This window comes from Burkholderia sp. BCC0397, from assembly GCF_902832865.1.
GTDB lineage: Bacteria > Pseudomonadota > Gammaproteobacteria > Burkholderiales > Burkholderiaceae > Burkholderia.
The window spans coordinates 147557-162285 of sequence record NZ_CADFDL010000014.1 but is presented as its reverse complement, the minus strand read 5'-3'; the positions used below and the strand labels follow the sequence as shown (position 1 = coordinate 162285).

The 14729-nt window shown below is 68.4% G+C and carries 14 protein-coding genes; 12 read left to right on the top strand and 2 right to left on the bottom strand.

Annotated elements, in window-relative coordinates; translation table 11 throughout:
- Positions 1-51 precede the first annotated feature (51 nt).
- The gene (locus HWX03_RS30545; RefSeq protein WP_174431387.1) at positions 52-330 is read right to left on the bottom strand and encodes a lipoprotein; all 279 of its coding nucleotides are present in this window, start codon (positions 328-330) and stop codon (positions 52-54) included.
- Between the two features lie 36 nt (positions 331-366).
- On the opposite strand from HWX03_RS30545, the gene cyaY reads away from it, so the two are divergent.
- Complete coding sequence (cyaY, locus tag HWX03_RS30540) at positions 367-693, top strand: iron donor protein CyaY (protein ID WP_175823941.1); 327 nt, start codon at positions 367-369, stop codon at positions 691-693.
- 81 nt (positions 694-774) lie between these two features.
- On the opposite strand, the gene HWX03_RS30535 is transcribed toward cyaY, so the two are convergent.
- Positions 775-3168 carry a penicillin-binding protein 1A gene (locus HWX03_RS30535; protein WP_175873824.1) on the bottom strand — a complete coding sequence of 798 codons (2394 nt, stop codon included), beginning with the start codon at positions 3166-3168 and terminating at the stop codon, positions 775-777.
- A gap of 220 nt (positions 3169-3388) precedes the next feature.
- Here HWX03_RS30535 and HWX03_RS30530 point away from each other — a divergent pair, with 220 nt between their 5' ends.
- The 11 genes from HWX03_RS30530 (at position 3389) to HWX03_RS30480 (ending at position 14714) form a co-directional block, all read left to right on the top strand.
- Entirely contained in the window at positions 3389-4312 is a 924-nt protein-coding gene (locus HWX03_RS30530) for a competence protein ComA (protein ID WP_175873834.1), read from the top strand.
- Complete coding sequence (locus tag HWX03_RS30525; RefSeq protein WP_175873835.1) at positions 4312-4965, top strand: fimbrial protein; 654 nt, start codon at positions 4312-4314, stop codon at positions 4963-4965. The genes HWX03_RS30530 and HWX03_RS30525 overlap by 1 nt, the downstream gene beginning before the upstream one ends.
- The gene (locus HWX03_RS30520) at positions 4962-5828 is read left to right on the top strand and encodes a pilus assembly protein (protein WP_175873823.1); all 867 of its coding nucleotides are present in this window, start codon (positions 4962-4964) and stop codon (positions 5826-5828) included. Before HWX03_RS30525 ends, HWX03_RS30520 begins: the two co-directional genes overlap by 4 nt.
- Positions 5825-7456 (top strand): type IV pilus secretin PilQ, encoded by a 1632-nt coding sequence (gene pilQ / locus HWX03_RS30515; protein WP_175873822.1) that lies wholly within the window; start codon positions 5825-5827, stop codon positions 7454-7456. The genes HWX03_RS30520 and pilQ overlap by 4 nt, the downstream gene beginning before the upstream one ends.
- 40 nt (positions 7457-7496) lie before the next feature.
- Positions 7497-8051 carry a shikimate kinase gene (locus tag HWX03_RS30510; RefSeq protein ID WP_027783320.1) on the top strand — a complete coding sequence of 185 codons (555 nt, stop codon included), beginning with the start codon at positions 7497-7499 and terminating at the stop codon, positions 8049-8051.
- Positions 8048-9127 (top strand): 3-dehydroquinate synthase, encoded by a 1080-nt coding sequence (aroB, locus tag HWX03_RS30505; RefSeq protein WP_175873821.1) that lies wholly within the window; start codon positions 8048-8050, stop codon positions 9125-9127. Before HWX03_RS30510 ends, aroB begins: the two co-directional genes overlap by 4 nt.
- A gap of 65 nt (positions 9128-9192) precedes the next feature.
- Complete coding sequence (locus HWX03_RS30500) at positions 9193-10377, top strand: deoxyguanosinetriphosphate triphosphohydrolase (RefSeq protein ID WP_244132823.1); 1185 nt, start codon at positions 9193-9195, stop codon at positions 10375-10377.
- An 88-nt stretch (positions 10378-10465) separates the two neighbouring features.
- A complete protein-coding gene (gene ugpB / locus HWX03_RS30495; RefSeq protein ID WP_175873819.1) occupies positions 10466-11800 on the top strand; it encodes a sn-glycerol-3-phosphate ABC transporter substrate-binding protein UgpB in 1335 nt (444 codons plus the stop codon).
- A 69-nt stretch (positions 11801-11869) separates the two neighbouring features.
- Positions 11870-12754: a sn-glycerol-3-phosphate ABC transporter permease UgpA gene (ugpA, locus tag HWX03_RS30490; protein ID WP_027783324.1), complete on the top strand. Its 885-nt coding sequence runs from the start codon at positions 11870-11872 to the stop codon at positions 12752-12754.
- Entirely contained in the window at positions 12751-13596 is an 846-nt protein-coding gene (ugpE, locus tag HWX03_RS30485; protein ID WP_174431380.1) for a sn-glycerol-3-phosphate ABC transporter permease UgpE, read from the top strand. The genes ugpA and ugpE overlap by 4 nt, the downstream gene beginning before the upstream one ends.
- A gap of 32 nt (positions 13597-13628) precedes the next feature.
- Positions 13629-14714: a sn-glycerol-3-phosphate import ATP-binding protein UgpC gene (locus HWX03_RS30480; protein WP_175873818.1), complete on the top strand. Its 1086-nt coding sequence runs from the start codon at positions 13629-13631 to the stop codon at positions 14712-14714.
- Positions 14715-14729 lie beyond the last annotated feature (15 nt).

The window sequence follows — 14729 nt, the reverse complement described above, 5'->3', positions numbered from 1 at the left end:
ACCGGGAAGTCATCGCCTTGTCGCGAGCGCCGCGCGGGCGGCATCGCGTCGTTACTTCGTGGCCGCCGGGCCCGATGCCGGGGCGGGCAGGGTCGATGCACTGCTCGACAGCTCGGGCGACAGCGTGAGCGGCGAGCCGGACGTGTCGGGCGTCTCGTCGGACGACGCGTTTTCGTCGGTCGGTTTCACGTCCGACGGCGGCGTATTCTGCTGCTGGATCGGCTTGGGCATCGGGGGCACGGTGGGCAGATAGAGCGCGCCGCTTTGACCGCAGCCGGCAAGAATCGCCAAAGCCGCTACAATCGCGCTCATCCGGAAAACGACTCGCATGATCGTCCCTGAACAATTTAACCGATAGAGTTTAGCATGTCCGATACTGAATACCTGGCCCGTGCCGAGGCCGTGCTGGCGGCCGTCGAGCGCACCGTGGACGCCGCGAACGATGGCGATCACGACATCGATCTGGAGCGCAACGGCAGCGTGCTGACGCTGACGTTCGAGAACGGCTCGAAGATCATCGTCAACCTGCAGCCGCCGATGAAGGAAGTGTGGATTGCCGCGAAGGCGGGCGGATTCCACTACCGTTTCATCGATGACGCATGGCGCGATACGCGCACGGGCACCGAGTTCTTCTCCGCGCTCACCGAATACGCGACCCAGCAGGCCGGCCTGCCGATCACGTTCAGCGCGTGACGGCAGGGGCACCGGGCCCCGAACGTCGGACCAAAAGAAAAAGCGCCCCGCGGGGCGCTTTCTTCATGGCCGGGCCGCGTGTCAGTGGCCCTGGAACAGGTTCATGATGTCCTGCTTTTCCTGTTCGTCGACGTGCGGCACGGCCTCGTCGACGTTCTGCGCAGCTGGCGCCTGCGGCACGCCGACCGTCGACACGAAGCCGTGACCCGGCGTGAACTCGGTGAAATACAGCTCGCTGCCGAGCGATTCGACGCCGTCCGGTACCGTCGGCTTGAACTCCGGCACGCCCTTCAGCGCCGCACCCATGTAGTCGATCCAGACCGGCAGCGACAGGCCGCCGCCGGTTTCGCGATCGCCGAGGCTGCGCGGATTGTCGTAGCCGATCCACGCGATTGCGGCGAGCGTGTGCTGGTAGCCAGCGAACCACGCATCGTGCGAGTCGTTCGTCGTGCCGGTCTTGCCCGCGAGGTCGGTGCGCTTCAGCACGTTGGTCCGCGCGCCCGTGCCGCGCTGCGCGACGCTCTGCAGCAGGCTGTTCATCACGTAGGCGTTGCGCGCGTCGATCGCGCGCGGCGCGTTCTGCTCGGCGACGAGCGGCTGCGCGCGCGCGACGATCGCGCCGTTCGGATCGGTGACTTCGGCGATCAGGTACGGATTGACGCGGTAGCCGCCGTTCGCGAAGACCGAGTACGCGCCGGCCATCTGCAGCGCCGTGACCTGGCCGGCGCCGAGTGCCATCGGCAGGTAGGCCGGATGGCGCTCGGCGTCGAAGCCGAAGCGCGTGATGTATTGCTGCGCGTATTTCGTGCCGATGTGGTTCAGGATCCGGATCGACACGAGGTTGCGCGAGCGCTGCAGCGCGGTGCGCATCGACATCGGGCCCTCGAAGCCGCCGCCGTAGTTCTTCGGCTCCCACGGCTGGCCGCCCGTTTCCGCGGCGCTGAAATACAGCGGGCCGTCGTTGATCACGGTGGCCGGCCCGAGGCCCTTGTCGAGCGACGCCGAGTAGATGAACGGCTTGAACGACGAACCCGGCTGCCGCCACGCCTGCGTGACGTGGTTGAACTTGTTCTTGTTGTAGTCGAAGCCGCCGACGAGCGAGCGGATCGCCCCGTCCTGCGGGACGATCGACAGGAACGCGCCTTCGACCTGCGGCAACTGCGTGATCGACCATTTGCCGGCGTCGTTCTTCACGACGCGGACGATCGCGCCGGGGCGGATGCGGCGGTTCGGCTGCGCGTTGGCTGACAGCGCGCCCGACGCGAAGCGCAGGTTGTCGCCCTCGATCGTCGCCGTGCTGCCGTCGATGAACGCCACCGTGATCTGGCGCGGGCTCGCGGCCGTCACGACCGCGGCGATCAGCTCGCCGTTGTCGGGATGCTCGAGCAGCGCGTCGTCGATCGCCTGTTCGCGGTCGTCGGCGCCGGCCGGCAGCTCGATGAAGCCTTCCGGCCCGCGATAGCCGTGGCGGCGCTCGTAATCCATGATGCCCTTGCGCAGCGCGGTGTACGCGACCTGCTGGTCCGCGGAATCGATCGTCGTCACGACGTTGAAGCCGCGCGTGTAGGTTTCCTCGCGATACTGCGCGTACATCATCTGTCTGACCATTTCCGCGACGTACTCGGCGTGCACGCTGAAATCGCGGCCCGGACCCTTGACGACGAGCGGCTGCGCGGCGGCTTCGTCGTACTGTTCGCGCGTGATGAAGTTCAGCTCGAGCATCCGCTGCAGGATGTATTCCTGGCGCACCTTCGCGCGCTTCGGGTTCACGACCGGGTTGTACGCGGACGGCGCTTTCGGCAACCCCGCGAGCATCGCGGCTTCCGCGAGCGTGATGTCCTTCAGGTCCTTGCCGAAATAGACCCGCGCGGCGCTCGCGAAGCCGTACGCGCGCTGGCCGAGATAGATCTGATTCATGTAGACCTCGAGGATCTGATCCTTCGTCAGCGCGCGCTCGATCCGGTACGCGAGCAGCATCTCGTAGATCTTGCGCGTGTAGGTCTTCTCGCTCGACAGGAAGAAGTTGCGCGCGACCTGCATCGTGATCGTGCTCGCGCCCTGCGACGCGTGGCCGTTCGTCAGCGCGACGAAGCCGGCGCGGATGATGCCGGTGAGGTCGACGCCGCCGTGATCGTAGAAGCGCGCGTCCTCGATCGCGAGGATCGCCTTCTTCAGCGAGTCGGGCACGTCCTTGAAATGGACGACGTCGCGGCGCTCCTCGCCGAATTCGCCGATCAGCACGTGATCGGACGTATAGATGCGCAGCGGCACCTTCGGCCGATAGTCGGTCAGCGCGTCGAGCGACGGCATGTTCGGCCACGCCACGACGAGCGCGTAGCCGAGCACGAGGCCGCCGGCCACGACGAGGGCCACGCACATCGCGGCGAAGCCGAGCAGGATTTTTTGCCACCAGGGCCGCTTTTTCGGCTCCGGGGCGGGAGGCGGGGACGTAGGAGTCGTGGATTGCATAGGCATACCGGAAAACAGTCCCGCGATTATAGCTGCCCGGTAAGACCGGTCCTGACGCGGGGGCCGCCCGTCGGAAAGCCGCGGGTCGGCATGCCGTCAGCATAGTCCGTGCACGGCCGCCGTGAGCGGATGCTGGCCGTTTGGCCGACTGTCGGCCGCACGCGTCGCTTTGCAGAATCAGGTCTCGGAAACGCGGCGTGGGCCGCGACGATTTCGGGAGGCTGGGATGGCAGGACGATGGGTGGCGCGGTTTGCACAGGGCAGGCACCGGTCGACGGGAATCGACGTCGGTGCGCACGAAGTGAGGGTGGCTGTGCTGAGCCGGCGCGGCAGGGAAGCGGAGGTGCGCGTCGAGGGGCTCGAGCGGGAACCGGTCGGGTTGGCGGGCGCGCCGGAAGACGCGCGGTGGGCGGCGGTCGCGCGGTCGCTGGCGGCAGCCGTGGCGCGGCTGTCGGCGTCCGATGTGCGGTGCGACGCGCGCGGCGTGATGGCGCTGCACGACGACGAGATGCGCACCGCGACGCTCGATCTGGCCGGGCGCGGCGACATCCCGGATGCCGCGCGGCAGGCGGCCGAACGCATCTCGGGGCTGGCGCCGGACAGTCTCGCGTTCGACTGGCGGCACTACGGCGGCGCGCGGTCCGGCGAGATCGCGGTGGCGGTGGCGCCGCTGGCGCTGCTCGAGCGGCGGATCGACGTGGCCGCCCAGGCCGGTATCGACCTGACGGTGATCGACGGCGAGTCGGCCGCCGTGCTGCGCGCGCTGCGCTATGCCGCGCAGTTCGAACTCGACGCGCAGGGCGCCTATGCCGTGCTCTGGTTCTGCGACGCGGGCGTGCGCGGCTGGCGAGTCGAAGGCCGGTCGACCATGCCGGTGCTCACCCTGTCCGGCACGTTGCCGGAGGCGCTTCCCGATGCGTTGCGCCGGCGCGTGCTCGGGGCCGTGCGTTGCGTATTCGTTGCCGGGGACGAGCGATGTATCGCCCGCTTCGATACGTCCGTCGCCGAGATTGGCGATGTGCTCGGCACGGCGGTGGTCCCGTTCGACTGCACGGGCTGGGACGGCCAGCCGTGCGCGCGTGCCGGCATGCCGGGCGGCCCGGCGTTTGCCGTCGCGTTCGGGCTGGCGTTGCGCGGGGTGTGGGAATGATGGCCGGTCACGTGGCGGCAAACGGGGGCGCGGCGGTTGCGGGCGAGCAGGCGGTACAGGCGGTATTCGGCGACTTCAATCTGCTGCCGTACCGCGAGCGGTTGGCGCTGGCGTTGCGGCGTCGTCGGGCCGCGCAGTGCGGCGTGGCGATCCTGCTCGGCGTGCTCGGCGCCGGCCTGTGGACGGGCGCTGCCGTGTTGTCGCGGGGGTGGGTGGACGCCGAGCGCGCCGGCGTGGAGGCACGGCTGCGGCAGTTGCAGCCACAGGTGGCTGCTGCGGCGCGCGCCGCCAATGCCGCCGCTGCCATCGCGCAGCGCGACGCGCAAGCGGCTGCGCTGGCCGCGCCTTACCGGCGCGTGGCAGGGTTGCTGGCGACCCTGAAGCAGGTGCGTGCCGATCATATCCGGCTCGACGCGCTGCGCATGACGACGACCGGTGCCGTGCTCGATGCGCGCGCCGCGAGTTACCGGGCGGCTGCGCGGTGGCTCGCCGCGATGGCGCGCGAGCAGCGCGACTGGCGGATCGACATAGAGACGTTGAAGCCTGCCTCGGATGGGCCGGCTTCCGCGGCCGGGATGCCGTTCCGGTTCTCCGTGCAGTTGCGCTGGCACGACGCGATGTCGTCGCGGACGGTGTCGGGAGGGGGCGCATGACGGCGCTCGTGCATCGGCCGGCGCTGCTCGGAGGCGCCGGGCCGGGCCGCATGCCGCGCGTGTCGCCAGCGGCCGCGCATGCCGCGGGTTGCGTGCTGGCATTCGCGGCCGTGCTGGCAGGCGGCATTCATCTGGCGAATGCGGCCGACTGGAGCGGGCTGGCACACAGTCGCGCGTTGCTCGCCGCAGCGCAGGCGCGTGCGGCCGACGCGCAACGCGTGCTGGCTTCCGCTGGGCAACGGCGCGACGGACATCCTGCGTCGACACGTGACGACCGCTTGCCGCATGCGCCGGAATGGGCCGCGCTGATGCTGGAACTGGCCGATCTCGCTGCGTCGAGCGGGCTGCAGCGCGTGTCGATCGAACCGCAGCGCGCCGATGGCGTGGCACCGGACGGCCGGCACACCGTGCACATCGCCGCGGATGGCGGTTTTCGCGCGTTGCTGCATATGGTTGGCGGGCTGGCGCGCTTCCCGGTGCTGGCGGTACCGTCCGCGCTTCGTATCGAGCGCGGCATGTCGGCGGCGCGGGTGGACATGTCCGTCGACGTGTTTCCGGCGCTGCCGGCGACAACGGCCGCGGCGGCCAACACGCCGGTTCGCGCCGCTGCGTCCGACGCCGATCCGTTCGGCGAGGCTGGCCCGGCCGAAGCGGCGGGGCGCGCAGCCCGCCTTGCCGGCACGATTCGCGACGCGCGTACCGGTCTCGCGTTGTTCGACGACGGCGATGGCGCGTTCACGACCGTCGCGCCTGGCGAGGTGCTCGGGGCTGCGCGCGTGGTGCGCGTCGATCGCGTGGCCGTGACGCTTGCGACGGCGGACGGATCGCAGCGGCTCGTCCTGGACGACGGAGGCCGGCCATGACGAAACACGGCTGTTGGGTGTTTGTCCTCTGGGCCGGCGTGACGGCGGCCGGCGCTAGCGCGTCGTTGCCGCCGCTGCCGGCGGTCTGGCCCGCCGGGTCGACGGATATGTCGGTGCCGGGTTTGCCGCTGCCGCTGCGCGTGGCCGACGGGGTGGACAGCGCGGTAGCGGAGGACACCGGACCGCCGCTGTTCGATCAGGCGGCGCGCGCGGCACTGCAGACGGAAACCGCCGCACCGATCCCCACGCTGGAGGGGCCGCCGATCCCGCTGGCGCCGCCGGCCCGGATGAGCGACGCCACGGCGCGGCAACCCGGCGATGCGGACGACGCGCGGCGGATCTCGCTGAATCTGCAGGGCGCCCGGCTCGCGGCTGCGTTCGATGCGATTGCGCGGTTCACGGGGCTCAATATCGTCGTCGGCGAGCAGGTGCGCGGCACGGTGACGTTGCGTCTGAACAATGTCCGCTGGCGCGAGGCGTTCGACACGCTGCTCGACACGCACGGGCTCGCGATGTCCCGGCGCGGCAACGTGATCTGGGTCACGCCGGCAGCCGAGCTGGCTGCGCGCGAACGCGAGCGCTTCGAAATGCATGCGCGGGCCGCCGATCTGGAGCCGCTCGCGAGCCGTACGTTCGCGCTGCATTATCCGCGTGCGCAGGACGTGCAACGGCTGCTGGCCGGCGCGACCGGCCAGCGCCTGCTGTCGAAGCGCGGCGCCGCGGCGGCCGATCCGCGCACGAACCTGTTGTTCGTGACCGATCTCGCGCCGCGTATCGTGCAGATCGCGGGCCTGATCGACGCGATCGACCGTCCGTCGCGGCAGGTCCGGATCGAGGCCCGCATCGTCGAAGGCGAGCAGGGTTTCTCGCGCAACCTCGGCGCGCGTGTCGCGCTGCGCGCGCAGGGGCGGCCGTCGTCGGCCGACGGCGCGTCGTTCACGGCGGACGCGTGCAACGCGCTCGATCTCGCCGCGCGGCCGCTCGGCGGCTTCGACGCGGCGACCGCCGGCTTCACGCTGTTCGCCGCGCCGCTCAGCCGCGTCCTCGACATCGAGCTGAGTGCGCTCGAGGCGCAGGGCCGGGGCCAGATCGTTTCGCGTCCGCGGGTGGTGACGGCCGACCGCGTCAAGGCCATCGTCGAGCAGGGCTCCGAGCTGCCGTACCAGGCGAAGGTGGGCAATGGCATGAGCGGCGTGCAGTTCCGCCGTGCGACGCTCAAGCTGGAGGTCGAGCCGCAGATCACGCCGGACGGGCGCGTGGTGCTCGATCTCGACGTGACCAAGGACAGCGTCGGCGAGCCGACCGCGGCGGGCCCCGCCATCCATACGAAGCATGTGCAGACGCGGGTCGAGGTCGAGAATGGCGGGACGGTCGCGATCGGCGGCATCTATGAACAACTGAACCGGAACGATGTGACGCGGGTGCCGCTCTTGGGCAAAATACCGTTTCTGGGCGCGCTTTTCCGGCACCGCGCGCAGCGCGACCAGCGCAACGAACTGGTCGTCTTCATCACGCCGACCGTCGTCGATGCGCGTTGCGGCGCGCCCGGCACGGGCGACGCGGATGCCGAGAAAACGGGGCCGGAAGCCGCCGGCGCAGGCTCGACAAGGCAGCCGCTTTGCCAGTAAGCTGCGCCACACACCAGCAAGATTGAAGCAGAGGAAGCCGTTGCAAGCGCGGGACCCACATGCAAACGTATTTTTCGTCGGCCTTATGGGAGCGGGTAAGACCACCGTGGGCCGTGCGGTCGCGCGTCGTCTCGACAGGACGTTCTTCGACTCCGACCACGAAATCGAGGCCCGTACGGGCGCGCGCATTCCGGTGATCTTCGAGCTGGAGGGCGAGGCCGGGTTTCGCGATCGCGAAACGCAGGTGATCGCCGATCTCGCGCAGCGCGAGAACATCGTGCTCGCGACGGGCGGCGGCGCGGTGCTGCGCCCGGAAAATCGCGACAGCCTGAAAACCAACGGCATCGTCGTCTACCTGCGCGCCAATCCGCACGATCTGTGGCTGCGCACGCGCAAGGACAAGAACCGCCCGCTGTTGCAGACGGAAGATCCGAAGGGGCGTCTCGAAGCGCTGTACGAAGTGCGCGACCCGCTGTACCGCGAATGCGCGGATTTCGTCATCGAGACCGGCCGTCCGTCGGTCAACGGTCTCGTCAACATGGTGCTGATGCAACTCGAACTGGCCGGCGTCATCGCCAAGCCGCTACAAGCATGATTACTGTCAACGTCGATCTGGGCGACCGCGCCTATCCGATTCATATTGGCGCCGGCCTGATCGGCCGCACCGAGCTGTTCGCTCCCCACGTCAGGGGTTCGTCCGTCACGATCGTCACGAACACGACGGTCGATCCGCTCTACGGCGACGCACTGCGCGCGGCGCTCGCGCCGCTCGGCAAGCGCGTGTCGACCGTCGTGCTGCCGGACGGCGAGGCGTACAAGAACTGGGAAACGCTGAACCTGATCTTCGACGGCCTGCTCACGGATCACGCGGATCGCAAGACGACGCTCGTCGCGCTCGGCGGCGGCGTGGTCGGCGACATGACGGGCTTTGCCGCCGCGTGCTACATGCGCGGCGTGCCGTTCATCCAGGTGCCGACGACGCTGCTGTCGCAGGTCGATTCGTCGGTCGGCGGCAAGACGGGCATCAATCATCCGCTCGGCAAGAACATGATCGGCGCGTTCTACCAGCCGCAGGCCGTGATCGCGGACATCGGCGCGCTGACCACGCTGCCCGATCGCGAACTGGCGGCGGGCGTCGCCGAAGTCATCAAGACGGGCGCGATCGCCGATGCCGAGTTCTTCGACTGGATCGAGGCGAACGTCGATGCGCTGAACCGTCGCGAGCCGGCTGCGCTCGCGCATGCAGTGAAGCGTTCGTGCGAGATCAAGGCGAGCGTCGTCGCGGCCGACGAGCGCGAAGGCGGCCTGCGCGCGATCCTGAACTTCGGCCACACGTTCGGCCATGCGATCGAGGCCGGGCTCGGCTACGGCGAATGGCTGCACGGCGAGGCGGTCGGCTGCGGGATGGTGATGGCGGGCGACCTGTCGGTGCGGCTCGGCCTCCTCGACGAAGCGTCGCGGCAGCGCCTCGATGCGGTGATCGCGGCCGCGCATCTGCCGACCCGCGGGCCCGCGCTCGGCGACGCGCGCTACATGGACCTGATGCGCGTCGACAAGAAGGCCGAGGCCGGCGCGATCAAGTTCATCCTGCTGAAGCGATTCGGCGATACGCTGATCGCGCAGGCGCCGGACGAAGCGGTATTCGCTACACTGGCGCAGACGACGCGCTAACGGTGGCCCGGATCCGCCGGCGCCCCTGACATGGAGGAGACGTGAGCGAGACATCCAGCAGCACACTGCCCGAAGCCAACCGCGCATCCGCTGCGCCGGTGGCCGAGCCGCCGACGCTGGCGGCGCTGGAAGCCCATCTCGCTCCGTATGCCGCGCACGCATCGCAGTCGCGCGGCCGCCGCCATCCGGAAACCCCGCCGGCGGCGCGCACCGAATTCCAGCGCGATCGCGACCGCATCGTCCATTCGACCGCATTTCGCCGGCTCGAATACAAGACGCAGGTCTTCGTCAATCACGAAGGCGACCTGTTCCGCACCCGCCTCACGCACAGCCTCGAAGTCGCGCAGATCGCGCGCTCGGTCGCGCGCAACCTGCGCCTGAACGAGGATCTCGTCGAAGCGATCTCGCTCGCGCACGATCTCGGCCATACGCCGTTCGGCCATGCCGGGCAGGACGCGCTGAATGCGTGCATGCGCGAGCACGGCGGCTTCGAGCACAACCTGCAGAGCCTTGCGGTCGTCGACGAGCTCGAGGAGCACTACGGCGCGTTCAACGGGTTGAACCTGTGCTTCGAGACGCGCGAAGGCATTCTGAAGCACTGCTCGCGCGACAATGCGCGCAAGCTCGGCGCGCTCGGCGAGCGCTTCCTGCAGGGCCGCCAGCCGTCGCTCGAAGCGCAGCTTGCGAACATCGCGGACGAGATCGCCTACAACAACCACGACGTCGACGACGGCCTGCGCTCCGGCCTGATCACGATCGAGCAGCTCGCGGAAGTCGAGCTGTGGCAGCGTCACTACGAAGCGGCGCTCGCCGAATTCCCGCACCTCGAAGGCCGCCGTCTCGTGCACGAGACGGTGCGCCGCATCATCAACACGCTGATCGTCGACCTGATCGACGAGACGACGCGCAATCTCGTGCGCGTCGCGCCCGCGTCGCTCGACGACGTGCGCGCCGCGCCGCCGCTCGTGTCGCACAGCCCCGAGGTCGCCGCACAGGCAGCGGCCCTCAAGCGCTTCCTCTTCAAGAACCTGTATCGCCACTACAAGGTGATGCGCATGGCGAGCAAGGCACAACGCGTGGTCACGGGGTTGTTCGATGCGTTCATCGACGATCCGCGCCTGCTGCCGCCGCCGTACCAGTCCGACGACGCGGCGCAGCAGCCGCGTCTCGTCGCGCACTACATCGCCGGCATGACCGACCGCTTCGCGCTGAAGGAATACCAGCGCCTGTTCGTCGTCAACGACAACTGACTGTCACAAACGAACACTAGACTTCGCCGGTTCAATGGCGACGGGAATGTTGCACACGCTGTTGGTAACGTTTTCATAGGAGAGGTCGATGAAGAAGAAGCCTGCGGGGACACTGGTTCGGTCGATCGCGCTCGGCGGCGCGCTGATGTTCGGGGTGCAGCACGTCGCGCTCGCCGCGACGGAAATCCAGTTTTGGCATGCGATGGAGGCCGCGCTCGGCGAGCGGGTCAATGCGATCGCGGACCAGTTCAACGCGTCGCAAAGCGACTACAAGATCGTGCCGGTCTTCAAGGGCACCTACGACCAGGCGCTCGCGGCCGGCATCGCGGCCTATCGCAGCGGCAACGCGCCGGCGATCCTGCAGGTCTATGAAGTCGGCACCGCGACGATGATGCAGGCGAAGAAGGCGGTCGTGCCGGTCTACGACGTGTTCAAGCAGGCCGGCGTGACGCTCGACGAAAAGGCGTTCGTGCCGACCATCGCGAGCTACTACAGCGACGCGAAGACGGGCCACCTCGTGTCGATGCCGTTCAACAGCTCGACGCCGGTGCTGTACTACAACAAGGACGCGTTCAAGAAGGCGGGCCTCGATCCGAACCAGCCGCCGAAGACGTGGGCCGACGTGAAGGCCGATGCCGAGAAGCTGCGCAAGTCGGGAATGGCCTGCGGCTTCACGACCGGCTGGCAGGGCTGGATTCAGCTCGAGAACTACAGCGCGTGGCACGGGCTGCCGTTCGCGAGCCGCAACAACGGCTTCGACGGCAGCGACGCCGTGCTCGAGTTCAACAAGCCGCAGCAGATCGCGCATATCGCGTTCCTGCAGCAGATGGCGAAGGACGGCACGTTCACGTACGCGGGCCGCAAGGATGAAGCGTCGGCGAAGTTCTACAGCGGCGATTGCGGGATCCTGACGACGTCGTCGGGCGCGCTCGCGAACGTGCAGAAGTTCGCGAAGTTCAGCTACGGCACCGGCATGCTGCCGTACGACGCGAACGTGAAGGGCGCGCCGCAGAACGCGATCATCGGCGGCGCGAGCCTGTGGGTGCTGGCCGGCAAGGATCCGGCGACCTACAAGGGCGTCGCGAAATTCCTCGCGTACCTGGCAACGCCTGCCGTCGCCGCGAAGTGGCACCAGGATACGGGCTACCTGCCGGTCACGACCGCCGCGTACGACCTGACGCGCCAGCAGGGCTTCTACGCGAAGAACCCGAGCGCCGAAACCGCGATCAAGCAGATGCTGAACAAGCCGCCGCTGCCGTACACGAAGGGGCTCCGGCTGGGCAACATGCCGCAGATCCGCACGATCGTCGACGAGGAGTTCGAACAGGTCTGGGCGGAGAAGAAGTCGCCGAAGGACGCGCTCGACTCGGCCACGTCGCGCGGCGACGAACTGCTGCGCCGCTTCGAGAAGTCGGGCGGCTGAGCACGCATCGCTTCGTGCCGCCGGCGGCGCCGCGCGTCCCTTTTCGTTTCGCCTGACCGGATATCTGCGATGCAATCCCGTTCCCGTTTCGGTACGAGCCCGGTGCCGTACCTGCTGATCGCGCCGCAGCTCGCGATCACCGCCGTGTTCTTCCTGTGGCCGGCCGGCGTCGCGCTGTGGCAGTCCACGCAGATGCAGGACGCGTTCGGCACGTCGAGCGAATTCGTCGGCTTCGCGAACTTCACGCACCTGTTCGCCGATCCGCTGTATCTCGATTCGTTCCGCACGACGCTCGTGTTCAGTTCGCTCGTCACGGTGAGCGGGCTCGTCGTGTCGCTGCTGCTCGCCGCATGCGCCGACCGCGTGATCCGCGGCGCGCGCGTGTACCGCACGCTGCTGATCTGGCCGTATGCGGTCGCGCCGACGATCGCGGCGGTGCTGTGGGCGTTCCTGTTCAACCCGAGCATCGGCCTGATCACGTATGCGCTCGCGAAGGGCGGCATCGTGTGGAACCACGCGCTGAACGGCGGCCAGGCGATGTTCCTCGTCGTGCTGGCGTCGGTATGGAAGCAGGTGAGCTACAACTTCCTGTTCTTCTACGCGGGGCTGCAGGCGATCCCGCGCTCGCTGATCGAGGCGGCGGCGATCGACGGTGCGGGGCCGGTGCGGCGCTTCTTCAACATCGTGCTGCCGCTGCTGTCGCCGACGAGTTTCTTCCTGCTGGTCGTGAACCTCGTCTATGCGTTCTTCGACACCTTCCCGGTGATCGACGCGGCCACCGGCGGCGGCCCGGCGCAGAGCACCAAGACGCTGATCTACAAGATCTTCGCGGAGGGCTTCCAGGGGCTCGACATCGGCAGCTCGGGCGCGCAGTCGGTGGTGCTGATGATCATCGTCGTGGGGCTCACGGTGATCCAGTTCCGCTTCGTCGAACGCAGGGTGCAATACGCATGATCGAAAATCGCAAGGGCTTCGACCTGTTCTGCCATGCGGTGCTGATCACGGGCGTCGTGCTGATCGTGTTCCCTGTCTACGTCGCGTTCTGCGCGGCGACGATGAACGCGCAGGAAGTGTTCACCGTGCCGCTGTCGCTCGTGCCGAGCACGCACCTGTTCGAGAACATCGCGTACATCTGGGGGCACGGCAGCGGCGGCACGACGGCGCCGTTCGGCCGCCTGCTCGTGAACAGCTTCGCGATGGCGCTCGGGATCGCGGTCGGCAAGATCGCGGTGTCGATCCTGTCCGCGTACGCGATCGTCTATTTCCGCTTCCCGTTTCGCAACACGGCGTTCTGGCTGATCTTCGTCACGCTGATGCTGCCGGTGGAAGTGCGGATCTTCCCGACCGTGCAGGTCGTGTCGACGCTGCATCTGACGAACACCTATGCGGGGCTCACGATGCCGCTGATCGCGTCGGCGACCGCGACGTTCCTGTTCCGCCAGTTCTTCATGACGCTGCCCGACGAGCTGATGGATGCGGCGCGCATCGACGGCGCGGGGCCGCTGCGCTTCTTCTGGGACGTCGTGCTGCCGCTGTCGAAGACGAGCATCGCCGCGCTGTTCGTGATCACGTTCATCTACGGCTGGAACCAGTATCTGTGGCCGATCCTGATCACGACGGAAGCGTCGCTGTCGACGGCGGTGGTGGGCATCAAGACGATGATCGCGAGCGGCGACGCCGCGACCGAATGGCAATACGTGATGGCGGCGACGCTGCTGGCGATGATGCCGCCGCTCGTCGTCGTGCTGGCGATGCAGCGCTGGTTCGTGCGCGGCCTCGTCGATTCCGAGAAATGAACGACCGACGGTAACCGGGAGAAGGACCAGGTATGGCTGCGCTGAGCTTGAAGGGCGTCAGGAAATCCTACGACGGCAAGCAGCACGTGCTGCACGGCATCGACGTGGAGATCGCCGACGGCGAATTCATCGTGCTGGTCGGCCCGTCGGGCTGCGGCAAGTCGACGTTGCTGCGGATGATCGCGGGGCTCGAGTCCGTGACGGACGGCGAGATCGCGATCGGCGACCGGGTCGTCAACACGCTGGAGCCGAAGGATCGCGACATCGCGATGGTGTTCCAGAACTATGCGCTGTACCCGCACATGACGGTCGCGCAGAACATGGGCTACGGGCTGAAGATCCGCGGCATCGAGCGCGCGACGATCGATTCGCGGGTGGCCGCGGCCGCGAAGATCCTCGAGCTCGAGCCGCTGCTCGCGCGGCGGCCGCGCGAACTGTCGGGTGGCCAGCGGCAGCGCGTCGCGATGGGGCGCGCGATCGTGCGCGAGCCATCGGTGTTCCTGTTCGACGAGCCGTTGTCGAACCTCGACGCGAAGCTGCGCGTGCAGATGCGGCTCGAGATCCAGCGGCTGCACGCGCGGCTCGCGACGACGAGCGTGTACGTGACGCACGACCAGATCGAGGCGATGACGCTCGCACAGCGGGTGATCGTGATGAACCGCGGTTACGCGGAGCAGATCGGCGCGCCGGTCGACGTGTACGAGAAGCCGGCGACGGTGTTCGTCGCAGGCTTCATCGGTTCGCCCGCGATGAACCTGCTGCACGGCCGGCTGTCGGAAGACGGCGCGACCTTCACGGTCGCGGGCGGCGGCCCCGCGCTGCCGGTCGCCGGTGCGCCGGGCATCGGCCGCGAGATCGCCACTGGGCGCGACTGGGTGCTCGGCGTGCGTCCCGAACACATGACGCCGCAGCCGGGCGTCGCGCAGGCGACGCTGCCGGTCGATTCGTGCGAGCTGCTCGGCGCGGACAATCTCGCGCACGGCCGCTGGGGCAATCACGACGTCGCGGTGCGCCTGCCGCACGCGGACCGCCCGGCGCGCGGCACGGCGCTGGCGGCTGCGCTGCCCGCGCACCGGCTGCATTTCTTCGATCCCGAAACCGGCAAGCGCGCCGGCTGAAACTGTCTGACTGCC

Excerpts from the sequence above, each read along its gene's own strand:
- HWX03_RS30545 (WP_174431387.1), bottom strand. The coding sequence starts at position 330 with ATGCGAGTCGTTTTCCGGATGAGCGCGATTGTAGCGGCTTTGGCGATT.
- cyaY (WP_175823941.1), top strand. The coding sequence starts at position 367 with ATGTCCGATACTGAATACCTGGCCCGTGCCGAGGCCGTGCTGGCGGCC.
- HWX03_RS30535 (WP_175873824.1), bottom strand. The coding sequence starts at position 3,168 with ATGCCTATGCAATCCACGACTCCTACGTCCCCGCCTCCCGCCCCGGAG.
- HWX03_RS30530 (WP_175873834.1), top strand. The coding sequence starts at position 3,389 with ATGGCAGGACGATGGGTGGCGCGGTTTGCACAGGGCAGGCACCGGTCG.
- HWX03_RS30525 (WP_175873835.1), top strand. The coding sequence starts at position 4,312 with ATGGCCGGTCACGTGGCGGCAAACGGGGGCGCGGCGGTTGCGGGCGAG.
- HWX03_RS30520 (WP_175873823.1), top strand. The coding sequence starts at position 4,962 with ATGACGGCGCTCGTGCATCGGCCGGCGCTGCTCGGAGGCGCCGGGCCG.
- pilQ (WP_175873822.1), top strand. The coding sequence starts at position 5,825 with ATGACGAAACACGGCTGTTGGGTGTTTGTCCTCTGGGCCGGCGTGACG.
- aroB (WP_175873821.1), top strand. The coding sequence starts at position 8,048 with ATGATTACTGTCAACGTCGATCTGGGCGACCGCGCCTATCCGATTCAT.
- ugpB (WP_175873819.1), top strand. The coding sequence starts at position 10,466 with ATGAAGAAGAAGCCTGCGGGGACACTGGTTCGGTCGATCGCGCTCGGC.
- ugpA (WP_027783324.1), top strand. The coding sequence starts at position 11,870 with ATGCAATCCCGTTCCCGTTTCGGTACGAGCCCGGTGCCGTACCTGCTG.
- ugpE (WP_174431380.1), top strand. The coding sequence starts at position 12,751 with ATGATCGAAAATCGCAAGGGCTTCGACCTGTTCTGCCATGCGGTGCTG.
- HWX03_RS30480 (WP_175873818.1), top strand. The coding sequence starts at position 13,629 with ATGGCTGCGCTGAGCTTGAAGGGCGTCAGGAAATCCTACGACGGCAAG.